This window comes from Neobacillus kokaensis (assembly GCF_014656545.1).
GTDB classification, from domain to species: Bacteria; Bacillota; Bacilli; order Bacillales; family Cytobacillaceae; genus Neobacillus; species Neobacillus kokaensis.
Genome location: NZ_BNDS01000001.1, coordinates 60,612 through 74,224, shown reverse-complemented (window position 1 = coordinate 74,224; position 13,613 = coordinate 60,612). Strand labels below are relative to the sequence as shown.

The following is a 13,613-nucleotide window of genomic DNA, read 5'->3' as shown; positions in this document are numbered from 1 at the left end:
GGGATTTCTCCTCTCAAACATTTGTCCATTCTAAGTTGCCTTTGTTTTCAATACCGATAAAGCCATTTGTGCAGCATGCTGTTCGGCTTCCTTCTTTGACCGGCCCGTCCCAATTCCTAATTCTTCCCCATTTAAGGTGACCTTTGAGACAAATTCTTTATTATGGGCAGGTCCTTTTTCCTGAAGGACACAGTATTCGATTACACCTGTACTATCTCGTTGTACTAGCTCCTGCAATTGGCTTTTAAAATCCATCACATGAGAAAAAGCACCGGCATTAATTTTAGGAAAAACTGTTTTTTCTAAAAATCCAATTACTGTTTCAATTCCTTGATCCAAATAAAGTGCCCCAATGAACGCTTCAAAAACATCAGCAAGTAATGCTGGCCGTTCTCTTCCGCCTGTCATTTCTTCCCCTTTGCCGAGCAAAATTAATTTGCCAAACCCTAGCTCATTGGCAAAGGTAACAAGTGACGGTTCACAAACTATGGCAGCCCTTAGTTTTGTCAGTTCTCCTTCGGTCATTGTTGGATATTTTTTAAAGAGGAATTGAGAAACAGTCAGTTCTAGTACAGCATCTCCTAAAAACTCCAGCCTTTCATTATCTTCAAAAGGCTTTTTTCGATGCTCATTCACATATGATGAATGAGTAAAAGCATGTCTTAATAATTTTTCGTTTTGAAATACAATCCCAATTAACTGTTGCAATTCTTTAAATTGGGGTTCTTTTCTACGATGATTTACTTCCTTTTCTTTCCCATTCCAGCGCATTAAAGTCTCCACCTTGTTCTAATTTCAGCCTGCTATTGTTAGTTTAAGAAAAACAGCCGCAAAACGCAAAGAAACTTGGCAATTTAATAGATAATGCCAAGTCTATTTTACAGAAGAAAGCCCCGTTTGAAAACGGGGCTTTGCTGAATGGCTCTAACGAAATTACTTTTTGCTATTTATGTAGTTAACAGCATCACCTACAGTGGCGATCGTTTCAGCATCTTCGTCAGAAATTTCCATATCAAACTCATCTTCTAATTCCATAACTAATTCAACTACGTCAAGGGAATCAGCACCAAGATCATCTTTAAATGAAGCCTCAAGTTTTACTTGGGACTCGTCCACACCTAAACGGTCAACGATGATCTTTGTTACACGTTCTAATACTTCTGCCATGCTCTTCACCTCCCCTCAAGCTATTATAAAGGATTTCAATTAAATAATACAGACCAACTTTGAGAATTGTCCAGCCTCAGCGGCTAGGGGCTCTGTGGTCTACAGCCAATCCGTCAAAAAGGTTAAAAAGCAGCCTTCTCGCCGGCTCGACTTATGCTTGTCGCCCCTGGGCAAGCCGCTTCCGGATTTCTACCTACATTACCATTCCGCCGTCAATATGAATCGTTTGTCCTGTAATATAGGCAGCATCATCAGTTGCTAAGAATGCAGCTGCTTTGGCAATATCCTTAGGTTCTCCTAAACGAGCTAAAGGAATTTGTTTTAACATTTCAGCCCGGACATCTTCCGGAAGCTTATCGGTCATATCCGTCGTGATAAAACCAGGTGCAATAGCATTTACAGTAATATTACGGGAAGCAAGCTCCTTAGCAGTTGTCTTAGTTAAACCAATGACTCCGGCTTTAGCTGCCACATAGTTTGCTTGGCCAGGGTTTCCGCTGACACCCACAATTGAAGCAATATTAATGATTCTTCCTTTGCGCTGCTTCATCATTTGTCTAGTTACCGCTTTTGTCACTAAGAAAACCCCTTTAAGGTTAATATTAATGACATCATCCCATTCGTCTTCCTTCATTCTCATTAATAAATTATCCTTTGTGATGCCGGCATTATTAATAAGAACATCTAAACTGCCGAAATGATCAATAGTCGCTTTAACCATTTCAGTAACTTCACCTGAATCAGATACATTACACTGGATTGCAAAAGCATCCCTTCCAAGTGCTTTAATCTCATCCACAACTTCATTTGCCTTTGCTTCACTGCCGGCAAAATTAACTGCTACATTTGCTCCCTGTCTCGCAAGCTCAATAGCTATTTCCCGGCCGATTCCCCGGGATGCCCCCGTAACAAGCGCGGTTTTCCCTTCTAAACTCATAGTTTTTCCTCCTTTAAGGCATCAATTACTGCAGAAGCACTTGCTTCATCTGATACGGAATATGTTGTAACCGTCTTATCAATCTTTTTAATTAAGCCAGAAAGAACCTTTCCTGGACCAATTTCAATAAAGGTATCTACACCTAGAGCAATCATCTTTTGAATTGAATCTTCCCAAAGAACAGGTGAATAAAGCTGTTCGATTAATAGATCCTTAATATCAGACTTTGAACTGACAGAATCTGCAGTTACGTTTGCTACCACTGGTATACGGGCATCATTCATTTCAAGTCCATCTAATACTTCCCGCAGCTGAGCAGCGGCCGGCTTCATTAATGGCGAATGGAATGGACCGCTGACTTCAAGCGGCAAAACCCTTTTGGCACCAGCTTCCTTCGCCTTGACACCAGCAGTTTCTACACCAGCTTTTGAGCCGGAAATGACAATCTGTCCAGGACAATTCAAATTAGCAAGAGCAACAGGTGAACCTGATTCGGTAACTTCTTGAGTAACTTCGGAAAGTTTTTCTCGCTCAAGTCCTAAAACAGCAGCCATTGAGCCTTCTCCGTTTGGGACGGCATTTTCCATAAATTCGCCCCTTTTTCTTACAGCATAGACTCCATCCTCGAAAGTTAAGACCCCTGCAGCTACAAGCGCGGTATATTCCCCTAAGCTATGACCGGCAACGAAGTCAGCCTTCACACCGGATTGTTGGAAAAAGTCTAATAGAGCGATGCTCGTTGTCAGGAGAGCAGGCTGTGTATTCACAGTCAACGTTAATTCTTCCTTTGGCCCTTCAAAAATCAAACGGCTTAATGGAGTTTTTAAGGTTTCGTCAGCCTTGTTAAAATACACCATTACTTCTGGATATTTTTCTGCAAGGTCTTTCCCCATTCCAACTGCCTGTGAGCCTTGGCCAGGAAACACAAATGCAATTTTTTTCATCGTAACACCCCTGTTATTGTTTCGTTTCTTCGATCGTTTGTTTGATTAAGCTTACGACACTATTTGCAGCCATTTCCCTAGTTTGTCGAACAGCACTAAAAATCGCCTGTGCGTTCGAGGAACCATGTGCTTTAATAACCGGCGCCTTTAAGCCAAAAAGCGCGGCACCGCCATATTCTGAATAATCCAGCGTGTTTTTAAGTTCCATAAGGTTAGGCTTTAAAACAGCAGCAGCCAGCTTGGTTTTAAAACTGCTCATTAAAGTTGTTTTTAACATTTTAAACATGGATAAGGCTGTGCCCTCAATCGTTTTTAATACCATATTTCCTGTAAAGCCGTCTGTAACCACGACATCAGCGGGACCATTAAGCAAGTCACGGGCCTCTACGTTGCCAATAAAATTCAGATTCGCCGTTTTTAACAGTTCAAATGCATGCTTTGTCAGTTCATTTCCCTTTTTCTCTTCGGTGCCGATATTTAATAGACCGATCCTTGGACTCGTTATGCCTCTTACCTTTTGACAATAGATGGATCCCATAATAGCATATTGCAGCAAATGTTCAGGTTTGGCATCTGCATTTGCACCAACATCTAAAAGCAGGAAGCCCTCGCCGCCAATCGTTGGCAGGGTTGGCGCTAATGCCGGGCGGTCAATCCCGTCAATTCTTCCAACTATAAACAGGCCAGAGGCCATAAGTGCACCTGTGTTCCCCGCGGAAAGGCAGGCATCTGCTAATCCGTCAGCTACCTGCTGTGCCGCCAATACCATTGAGGCATTTTTCTTGCGGCGGACTGCTCTGACCGGTTCATCCGTACCAAGGATGACGTCAGTTGTATGTATTACCGAAATTCGATCATGGCGTGTTAAAGTTTCATTTATTTTATTTTCGTCACCGACAAGGATAATTTGAAGATCAGAGAAGGCCTCTACCGCCTTCATCGCCCCTAAGACGATTTCCTTTGGGGCATTGTCCCCGCCCATCGCATCGATTGCAATTTTCATCTGTCTCATCCTTTAGTTAGTTTTCGAACGGTACATTTCAAAGTCTCCGGTAAAGACAAGTTCATTATTCACATAACTCGTTACTTCTACAAAAGTTCTGCCAATATTTTCATCAATCTTGCTAACTCTTGCCTTTGCCACGACACGTTCATTTAGTTTAACCGAACGCTTAAATTGTATATTGGCCTTAGCTGTAAGTGCTAACTCATCATTAATCACTGCTACAGCAAGAGAGTTTGCCTGAGCAAACAGATGGTGCCCACGAGCAATTTGGTTCCGTTTGAAAACATGCTCTTCCTTTACATCAAAAATAGAAATGGCACTTTGATCGAGTTCAATATCGATAATTTCTCCAATTACTTCATCCAGCGGCAATGAGCGGACTTCATCTTCAAATCGTTTCTCAGCCACCGTTTTAATACGTTCACGAAGTTCGGGAATCGATAACTCCAACCTGTCCAAACGAATCGTCTGAACACTCACTTTAAATTTTTCAGCCAGTTCTTCATCTGTTACAAAGGGGTTTTCATTTATAGTTGCAGTTAATAATGCCTGACGTTCTTTTTTATTTCTGCGCATTTCATACACCGTCCGAGATCTTATGACTAGGTACTAAGAGTAGTATAAAATTTAAAAAAGCAGATTGCAAGAATAACTTTCTTTTCTGCAATCTGCCTTCTTTAACTAATCGAGCTTTTCTCCTTCTAAAACCCCAGCGTCCTCAAGCTGTTTTCTTACATAACTATATTCAGGGGAAGTCCAAAAATACGACGATTGGATTAGTACTGCAGCATCATTCCGCGCTGTTTCCAAGGCACGGTAATCATGAACCATATCCGCTACCTTAAACTCTGGAATACCGCTTTGTTTTTTCCCAAAGAAGTCACCAGGCCCCCTGAGCTCCAGATCTTTTTCACTTAGGACAAAGCCATCGTTTGTTTCGGTCATGATTCTCATTCTTTCCTGACCCGTTTCAGATTTTGGATTTGCCAGCAAAATGCAATAGGATTGATCGCTTCCCCGGCCGACACGGCCTCGCAGCTGGTGCAGCTGCGATAATCCAAATCTTTCGGCGTCATATATAACCATTATCGTTGCATTTGGGACATTTACACCAACTTCAACCACTGTTGTTGACACTAGCACCTGCACTTCGTTTAAGCTAAAGGCTTTCATTACTAAATCCTTTTCTTCAGAGCTTAATCGTCCATGCATCAATCCCACGCAATATCGATTATGAAAATAGTGGCTCAAAGCTGTATGAACATCAATCGCATTTTGGACATCCAGCTTGTCCGATTCCTCAATTAAGGGACAAATAATATAGGCTTGATGTCCCTTTGCCAATTCCTGTTCGACAAAACCGAGGACGCGCTCCAACATTTCCGGTTTAGCCCAGTAAGTCTCAATTGTTTTTCTTCCGGCGGGCATTTCATCAATGATTGAAACATCCATTTCACCAAATGCGGTAATGGCCAGCGTACGAGGAATTGGTGTTGCCGTCATAAACAATACATCTGGATTTTCCCCTTTTTCACGCAAAATCCGCCGCTGTCCCACACCGAAACGATGCTGTTCATCTGTAATCACCATTCCCAAACGTTTAAAGGAAACGTCATCTTGTATTAAGGCATGGGTACCTATTAAAATATCGACACTCCCTGTGGATAATGCCTCGAGAATCTCTTTCCTCCGCTTTCCTTTAATCGAGCTGGTCAGCAGTTCACACCTAATATTAAATGGCTCTAATAATTGCTTTAAGCTCCCGGCATGCTGTTCTGCTAAAATTTCTGTCGGCACCATTAAAGCACCTTGCAAGCCTGCTGTTACTGAAGCATATAAGGCTATGGCTGCAACAACTGTTTTTCCAGACCCAACATCTCCCTGTAATAAACGGTTCATCCGGTACGGGGAGGACATATCCTTTAAAACTTCATTCACTACTCGTTTTTGGGCATTAGTTAATGGAAAAGGCAGGCTTGAAATAAACTCATTCAATTTTGGATGATCATATGGTTGACTTATGCCAGGAGATTGCTCCCGTTCGAATTTTCTTAAGCCCTGCATTTTTAATTGAAATAAGAGAAATTCCTCATATACGAAACGTCTCCGTGCCTGTTTGACATCTTCTTGATTTTGCGGAAAATGCATAGCTTTAATAGCTTCCCGGCGTCCTAGAAGACGATATTTTTGGAGCAAAATTTCAGGCAGAGTTTCTTCAATAAAACTGCCAAATTGCTGAAAAGCCAGATTGATAAATTTCCGCATTCCTTTTGTTGATAGTCTTCCCTTTAATGAATAAACGGGTTCAAAATCATGCTGCTTTGTATTGGAACCTAAATGCAGCTCATTTGCCGTGATCGTCTGACGATGAGCATCCCATTTTCCAGTTACCGTGACCGTATCATTCATCGTAATTTTATTTTTTAAGTAGGGCTGGTTAAAAAAGACTGCCTTGATAAGATATCTATCAACTAGAATCCGTATAGTCATCTTTGATTTTTTTCTACCATAATAGACAAGAGAAGGCTCGCTATGAACCTTCCCTTCGACTGTCACTTTCTCATCATGCTGAACCTCTGCTAAATCACGAAGACGATAATCCTCATAACGATAAGGAAAATATTCTAATAAATCCTGAATCGTTCCGATTTTCATTTCAGATAAAATTTCGGCAGTCTCTTCGCCTATACCCTTCAATACTTCTACTGATTGGTTTAGATATTGATTCACTTTTCTTGAAGCGGCATCCCAAAGATCTTAGCCTCAAGTTTCCGGCCAGTCGGAGTTGCCGCCAACCCTCCCTGTGCTGTTTCTTTTAATGCGGTTGGCATTGATTGACCAATCCGATACATAGCATCAATCACTTCATCACATGGGATTCGGCTTGTAATTCCAGCTAAAGCCATATCTGCTGCCACCATGGCATTAGCTGCCCCCATGGCATTACGTTTCACACATGGGACTTCCACAAGTCCCGCAACGGGGTCACATACCAAACCAAGCATATTTTTTAAAGTAATGGCCATCGCTTCGGCACATTGCTGCGGTGTACCACCTGCCATTTCAACTATGGCAGCTGCTGCCATTCCGGCAGCAGAACCTACTTCTGCCTGACAGCCTCCTGCAGCACCAGAAATCGAGGCATTATTTGCTACCACAAAGCCGAATGCACCCGCTGTAAAAAGAAACGAAATCATCTGTTCCCTTGTAGGATTTAGCTTTTTCTTAACTGCAAACAATGTTCCTGGAACTACTCCGGCAGATCCTGCAGTCGGTGTGGCACAAATCGTTCCCATTGCCGCATTTACTTCATTTGTTGCAACCGCTTTACTAACGGCATCTAAAATCGTTTCACCTGTTAAGAAATTTCCTTTTTCAATATATTTCTGTAACAGGACAGCATCCCCGCCCGTTAAACCGGAATGAGAGGTTACTCCATTAATTCCACGTTCAACTGCTTCCTCCATAACAGTAAGATTCCTGTCCATCAAAGCCATAACTTCCTCTTTCGAGCGTCCTGTTACCGTTACTTCCTGCTCGATCATAATTTCAGAAATTTTTTTGTCTTGACTGACTGCTAGCTCCACTAATTCAGCTACATTCCGAAACACAGAATGACCCCCTTGATGATGAATTCACTTTTTAAGTTAATCGACAATTTTAGTTACTTTAAGAATGTTTGGCAATTGCTCGAGTTCCTCAATCAGCTGGTCATCGATATTCTGATCCACTTCTATCGTCATTAGTGCCATTTTCCCCACTTCTTTTCGAGCAACTTCCATATGGCCAATATTGATTTCGTACTTGGCAAGTGCATTTGCAACACTGGCAATGGCACCAAAGCGATCATTATGAACAACAAGTATCGCTGGATGATTCCCTGATAGCTTTAATTCAAAACCATTTAATTCGGTTATTTCAATTTTCCCGCCGCCAATTGAAACTCCGACTAATTCTAATTCTCCGTCATGGTCACCAATAATGACTCTGGCTGTATTGGGGTGATCAGTTATGGCGTCCTCTTCAATAAATGTAATTTTCATTCCGTGCTCTTTAGCAATATTTATTGCATGGATAATCCTTTGATCATCCGTATCAAAATCAAGCAGGCCGCCAATCATAGCAACATCTGTACCGTGCCCTTTATAGGTTTGTGCAAATGAACCGTATAATGAAATATTTGCCCATTTTGGTTCTCTTCCAAACAAACTGCGGGCCACACGTCCTATTCTTGCTGCACCGGCTGTATGTGAACTTGAAGGACCAATCATGACAGGACCAATAATGTCAAATACACTTCTATACTTCATAAAATTTCTCCTCTCTATTTTAACTATATCTATTACTATCTCTATTCAATTTCGAAAAAACATCTCATGTTATAAATAAAAAAGAAAGGTGAATCCCCTACGAGAGACCCACCTTCTATTTTAAACGTTACTTATTCAATTGAAAAGATAAAAGAATATAATGGCTGCTGTCCATTATGAATCTCAATTTCAACATCAGCAAAATTTTCCTCTAAAAACTGTGTAAGCTGATCTACTTCCGTTTCTGATACATCTTCACCATAGATGATCGTTAAGATTTCAGAATCCTCATCCATCATTTGTAGAAGCAACTCTCTTGCTGCTTCGCCTTTGTCCTTGTTTTTTACGATTATTTTCCCTTCAGCGATTCCCATGAAATCATCTTTTTCAATTTCGAGCCCATCAATTTGCGTATCGCGGACAGCATAGGTAATTTGACCAGTCTTAACATGGGACAGTGCGTCCTTCATTGCTGATTCATTTACTGCAGCATCCGCAGATGGATTAAAAGCTAGAAGGGCGGAAAGACCTTGCGGAACGGTTTTAGACGGAATCACGTAAATCTCATCATCGGAAACTTGTACAGCCTGCTCTGCGGCCATAATGATATTTTTGTTGTTCGGCAAAATGAATACCTTTTTAGCATTCACTTTTTCAATAGCCTTTACAATATCTTCGGTGCTGGGATTCATGGTTTGACCGCCTTCAATGACTACATTGGCCCCAATACTTTTAAATAATTCTGCAATCCCTGATCCCATGGAAACAGCTATGATTCCGTATTCCAGTTTTTCTTTAGGTCCTTCGGGAAGGTCAGTGACTAAGGCGGTTTTCGTTTCGCCGACAATATTCGAATGCTGCTGACGCATATTTTCGATTTTCATATTAATTAGGCTGCCGTAACGCTGACCATAAGTTAATACTTCACCAGGCTGTTCAGAATGTATATGAACCTTTACAAGTTCATCGTCGGAAATCACGAGCAGGGAATCACCATATTGACTAAGGTCATTACGGAAAACTTCCTCTTCAAACGGGTTTTGTGCTATTTTTGCTGATTCAAACTTCACCATAAATTCAGTGCAGTAGCCAAATACAATATCTTCCGTATTTATATGACTTTGAACACTCTTATGGTGTTCAGCATTCACCAGTTCATCCATTGATGGAAGAACATTTGCTGTTTCGGATAGCTTTTCTCCTTTTAGTTCAGCAAGAAACCCTTCATAAACACAGACAAGCCCTTGGCCGCCGCTATCTACTACACCTACTTCTTTTAATACAGGCAAAAGATCAGGCGTTCGTTTCAAAGAAGCTTTTGCTTCCTTCAGAACCGCTTCCATAATAATTGTTATATCTTCAGCTTTTTCAGCAGCCTGAGTACCAATTTTTGCAGCATCTTTTGCTACAGTTAAAATGGTTCCTTCTACCGGTTTCATAACCGCCTTATAGGCTGTTTCTACCCCAGCTTCAAGTGCATGGGCAAATTCATGTCCTGAAATAACTGCCTTATTTTCAATGGCCTTCGCAAAGCCACGAAATAATTGAGAAAGTATTACCCCAGAATTCCCTCGGGCTCCCATAAGCAAACCTTTTGACAAGGCCGTACCGACCTTGCCTATATGCTCTTGAACATTATTTTTTACTTCCTTTGCCCCGGACGTCATGGATAAATTCATATTTGTTCCAGTGTCACCATCCGGTACAGGAAAAACGTTTAACGCATCTACCATCTTAGCATTTGCTGCCAGATGATTAGCACCTTGAATGACCATCTCAGCAAAACGTTTTCCATCTAATGCTGTAATTGACACAAACTTTCCTCCTCACTACGAGTTCGTCACACGAACTCCTTGAACGTAAATATTTACCGAACTTGCAGCAAGTCCCACTGTTTTATCAAGGGTATATTTTACCTTTGACTGCACGTTATGGGCAATTTCGGAAATTTTAGTTCCATAGCTGACTATAATGTACATATCAATATGTAAATCCTCATTTTCCTGGCGAACAATGACACCACGAGTAAAGTTTTCTTTTCGCAGTATTTCAGTTAAACCGTCTTTGATCTGATTTTTAGAGGCCATACCGACGATTCCATAGCATTCAATTGCCGCTCCTCCAGCAATGGTAGCGATTACTTCATTTGAAATATCAATTTGTCCGTACTTTGTTTGTAATTCAATGGACATGAATCGTTCCCCCTTTGGATTATAGTTCCATGGCTACAGTTATTTTACTATAGGAAAGGTAAGATTGAAAGTCCTACCTCCCTTTAAACTATGAGAGCATTTCTAATTAGTTATTGTCAAGGCTTTTTTCTTGAAAGGATTTAATACAAGTATTGCATTCATATTCGTTGTATGTTAAATTATTAAAGTATGTGAAGGCTAGAAAATTTGGCTAAGCCATTTTTCTATATTCAATTTCGTAAACAATAGCTGTTAAGCTTTCGGTAGTTAAGGAGGGAAATAATATGCCACGTAAATGTGTTGTAACTGGAAAGAAAACCACAACTGGTAACGCACGTTCACACGCTATGAACGCAAATAAGCGTACATGGGGTGCTAACTTACAAAAAGTTCGTATTCTTGTTGATGGAAAGCCAAAACGTGTTTGGGTTTCTGCAAGAGCGTTAAAATCAGGTAAAGTTGAACGCGTATAATTAATGGGCATCCTTATATAGGATGCTCTTTTTCGTTTTATCCTCCATTATTATTCCCTAAAAGCAAAATAAAAAGCACCCAAATGCTTGGGTACTTCATGTTTATTAAAAGGTATTGAGCCATGCTTTAAGTGCTGAATATTTTATTTATTCTTTTTTATTAAACACACCAATCATCGCTCGGACAATTCCGCCTAAAAATTTCGGCAGTTTAATCGTATAAAATTTCATACTGTCCCTCCTCAATCTCACGTCTCTTCTCTCATCCATCGTATGCTTTCGAACGTCAATACCATATTATTCAAACGAACGAAATCAGTACCACCTTGCAAAGCCTATTAATCATGACTTCTTATCACTATTAATATGCCTTCGGAAAATGAAAAAGTACCATTATCACTAATAAGTTCATTACTAATACATAGTGTAGAGCCAAGAGAAATATGACGATTTTTCAAAGGATATTTAAACCCCTCCAAAGTAAGATTTGTAACATCAAGGGTTAATGGAACAAACGATATATATTTTTCATCTGCTTGTTTCTTTATTTTATACGTCCCTGGCGCCTTAAGGAAAACTTCATTGTGACGGTCAATTAAAAAAATGTCTGTTGACTGATTTGTTTTTACTGGATTAATCAGGAGCTGCACATTAGCAAATAAATGGTCAAGCCTGCCGCCGGTAGCTCCAAATAGACGAATAATTTTTGGTTTCTTCGCTAATGCCCAATTAAGCGCAAGTTCCATATCAGTTTCATCCTTTATAGGCTGAAATCGTTTCAATTCCGCTACTTCCGTTTCGATAAATAATAACTCCTCAGGTGAAACTGAGTCAAAATCCCCAAAAGCAATATCAGGTTTAATATTCCTTTTTAACAAATGAAAAACTCCACGGTCTACACCGACCCAAATGGCATTATCCTCCATATAATGACGTAGATCAGGTAAATGATCAACTGGTCCTCCAGCAAGAATATTAATTATCATTAACGTTCCTCTTTTCTATAGCTAAAAAGCCGGGCTTTAGGGCCGGCTTCTTAGCTGCGAAATCGCATTTGCATAATTTTCTTGATTGTAAATAGCAGAACCTGCAACAAGAACATTGGCGCCAGCTTCTACGCATTGCCTTGCTGTATCTGCATTCACGCCGCCGTCCACTTCAATTTCAATATTTAATCCTTTTGCTTCTGCCATTTGTTTCACCTGGCTGATTTTAGACAAAACCTCCGGAATAAATTTTTGTCCGCCAAATCCCGGATTCACCGACATTAATAGAACCATATCAACATCTGCAACAATATGCTGGATGGTATCCACTGGTGTCGCTGGATTTAAGACGACTCCAGCCTTGATGCCGAATGATTTAATATTTTGAATGGTTCTGTGCAAATGGCGGCATGCTTCTACATGGACCGTAATATAATCAGCTCCTGCTTTGACAAACGCTTCGATATATTGATCAGGATTTTCAATCATGAGATGGACATCGAGCGGCAGTTTTGTAACCGGACGGATTGCCTCGACAATCAGCGGGCCAATCGTTATATTGGGTACAAAATGGCCATCCATTACATCGACATGAATGTAATCAGCTCCTGCCGCTTCAACGGCTGTAATCTCTTCCCCCAATTTTGAAAAATCAGCTGAAAGGATCGAGGGGGCAATTTTCACCATAATTAATACCTCGGCTTTCTATCTTTAATTTCTAGCAAAAAATCAACATAATGCTCGTATCGATATGGAGGAATATCCCCAGTATCAACTTTTGCTTTAACAGCGCATTTTGGCTCTTTTAAATGAAGACAGCCGCGAAATTTACAATCTTCACCAGCCTTCACCAATTCAGGAAAACAATGGGTTAAATCCTCGGCCTCGATATTGGTAAATTCTAAGGAACTGAAACCCGGTGTATCGGCAACAAGACCATTGCCAATTTTTATTAATTCCACATGTCTTGTTGTATGTTTTCCTCTTCCTAAATGGGAGGAAATATCATTCGTTTTCAGTTCAAGGTCGGGTCTAAGGACATTAAGCAATGAAGATTTACCTACCCCAGATTGACCCGCAAAAACGGATATTTTATTTTCCAAATGCGGGTTTAATCGGTCAATTCCAGCTTCCGTTTCAGAAGATGTTAGAATAACTTCATAACCCGCCTTTGTATAATCCTTGGCATAGGATAAGATCGTTTCCTCCTGCTCATCAGTCGTAAGATCCATTTTTGTAATACAAATTAACGGTTCAATATGATTAAATTCAACCAAAACAAGAAAGCGGTCTAACAGTGCTGGACTGAAATCTGGTTCCACAGCTGAAAACACCAGTATTGCTTGATCAACATTCGCAATGGGCGGGCGCTGTAATTCATTTTTTCGCTCTTTCACTTCTAAAATGTAGCCCTCTTGGTCATTTTCAGCTTGAAATACAACCTCATCCCCTACCAGAGGGGTAATTTTATTTTTTCTAAAGACCCCTCTTCCGCGGCATTGGATGATTTGATTATCATGAAAAACATAATAAAAACCGCTTAATGCCTTGATAATTTTCCCTTCAGGCATAGCATCCCTCCTTGCTGATTTACTTTT

16 protein-coding genes are annotated in these 13,613 nt (G+C 40.6%); 1 reads left to right on the top strand and 15 read right to left on the bottom strand.

Going from position 1 to position 13,613, the window contains the following annotated elements; all coding sequences use genetic code 11:
* Positions 1-30 precede the first annotated feature (30 nt).
* The 11 genes from rnc to IE222_RS00310 all read right to left on the bottom strand — a co-directional run bounded on the left by rnc (position 31) and on the right by IE222_RS00310 (position 10,556).
* Positions 31-771 (bottom strand): ribonuclease III, encoded by a 741-nt coding sequence (gene rnc / locus IE222_RS00360; protein WP_191268590.1) that lies wholly within the window; start codon positions 769-771, stop codon positions 31-33.
* Between the two features lie 162 nt (positions 772-933).
* Positions 934-1,167, bottom strand: a complete 234-nt coding sequence (gene acpP, locus IE222_RS00355; RefSeq protein ID WP_191268588.1) for an acyl carrier protein — start codon at positions 1,165-1,167, stop codon at positions 934-936.
* A gap of 193 nt (positions 1,168-1,360) precedes the next feature.
* The gene (gene fabG / locus IE222_RS00350) at positions 1,361-2,104 is read right to left on the bottom strand and encodes a 3-oxoacyl-[acyl-carrier-protein] reductase (protein WP_191268586.1); all 744 of its coding nucleotides are present in this window, start codon (positions 2,102-2,104) and stop codon (positions 1,361-1,363) included.
* On the bottom strand, positions 2,101-3,048 hold the full coding sequence (fabD, locus tag IE222_RS00345) for an ACP S-malonyltransferase (RefSeq protein ID WP_191268584.1): 948 nt from the start codon (positions 3,046-3,048) through the stop codon (positions 2,101-2,103). The genes fabG and fabD overlap by 4 nt, the downstream gene beginning before the upstream one ends.
* Positions 3,049-3,061: 13 nt before the next feature.
* Positions 3,062-4,051 (bottom strand): phosphate acyltransferase PlsX, encoded by a 990-nt coding sequence (plsX, locus tag IE222_RS00340; protein WP_191268582.1) that lies wholly within the window; start codon positions 4,049-4,051, stop codon positions 3,062-3,064.
* A 12-nt stretch (positions 4,052-4,063) separates the two neighbouring features.
* Complete coding sequence (gene fapR / locus IE222_RS00335) at positions 4,064-4,630, bottom strand: transcription factor FapR (protein ID WP_191268580.1); 567 nt, start codon at positions 4,628-4,630, stop codon at positions 4,064-4,066.
* 105 nt (positions 4,631-4,735) lie between these two features.
* Complete coding sequence (gene recG / locus IE222_RS00330) at positions 4,736-6,784, bottom strand: ATP-dependent DNA helicase RecG (RefSeq protein ID WP_191268578.1); 2,049 nt, start codon at positions 6,782-6,784, stop codon at positions 4,736-4,738.
* On the bottom strand, positions 6,781-7,665 hold the full coding sequence (sdaAA, locus tag IE222_RS00325; protein ID WP_191268576.1) for an L-serine ammonia-lyase, iron-sulfur-dependent, subunit alpha: 885 nt from the start codon (positions 7,663-7,665) through the stop codon (positions 6,781-6,783). Before sdaAA ends, recG begins: the two co-directional genes overlap by 4 nt.
* Positions 7,666-7,701: 36 nt before the next feature.
* Positions 7,702-8,364, bottom strand: coding sequence for an L-serine ammonia-lyase, iron-sulfur-dependent subunit beta (gene sdaAB, locus IE222_RS00320; RefSeq protein ID WP_191268574.1), 663 nt, complete (start codon positions 8,362-8,364; stop codon positions 7,702-7,704).
* 131 nt (positions 8,365-8,495) lie between these two features.
* A complete protein-coding gene (locus tag IE222_RS00315) occupies positions 8,496-10,178 on the bottom strand; it encodes a DAK2 domain-containing protein (RefSeq protein ID WP_191268572.1) in 1,683 nt (560 codons plus the stop codon).
* A gap of 15 nt (positions 10,179-10,193) precedes the next feature.
* Positions 10,194-10,556 carry an Asp23/Gls24 family envelope stress response protein gene (locus tag IE222_RS00310; protein WP_191268570.1) on the bottom strand — a complete coding sequence of 121 codons (363 nt, stop codon included), beginning with the start codon at positions 10,554-10,556 and terminating at the stop codon, positions 10,194-10,196.
* Positions 10,557-10,840: 284 nt separating this feature from the next.
* On the opposite strand from IE222_RS00310, the gene rpmB reads away from it, so the two are divergent.
* Complete coding sequence (gene rpmB / locus IE222_RS00305) at positions 10,841-11,029, top strand: 50S ribosomal protein L28 (RefSeq protein ID WP_066393509.1); 189 nt, start codon at positions 10,841-10,843, stop codon at positions 11,027-11,029.
* A 147-nt stretch (positions 11,030-11,176) separates the two neighbouring features.
* Here the strand turns inward: rpmB and spoVM are convergent, their stop codons facing one another.
* The 4 genes from spoVM to rsgA form a co-directional block, all read right to left on the bottom strand.
* On the bottom strand, positions 11,177-11,260 hold the full coding sequence (gene spoVM, locus IE222_RS00300) for a stage V sporulation protein SpoVM (protein ID WP_066395955.1): 84 nt from the start codon (positions 11,258-11,260) through the stop codon (positions 11,177-11,179).
* Between the two features lie 107 nt (positions 11,261-11,367).
* Complete coding sequence (locus IE222_RS00295) at positions 11,368-12,015, bottom strand: thiamine diphosphokinase (protein WP_191268568.1); 648 nt, start codon at positions 12,013-12,015, stop codon at positions 11,368-11,370.
* Positions 12,016-12,051: 36 nt separating this feature from the next.
* Positions 12,052-12,702, bottom strand: coding sequence for a ribulose-phosphate 3-epimerase (gene rpe / locus IE222_RS00290; protein ID WP_191268566.1), 651 nt, complete (start codon positions 12,700-12,702; stop codon positions 12,052-12,054).
* 2 nt (positions 12,703-12,704) lie between these two features.
* Positions 12,705-13,586: a ribosome small subunit-dependent GTPase A gene (gene rsgA / locus IE222_RS00285; RefSeq protein ID WP_191268564.1), complete on the bottom strand. Its 882-nt coding sequence runs from the start codon at positions 13,584-13,586 to the stop codon at positions 12,705-12,707.
* Positions 13,587-13,613 lie beyond the last annotated feature (27 nt).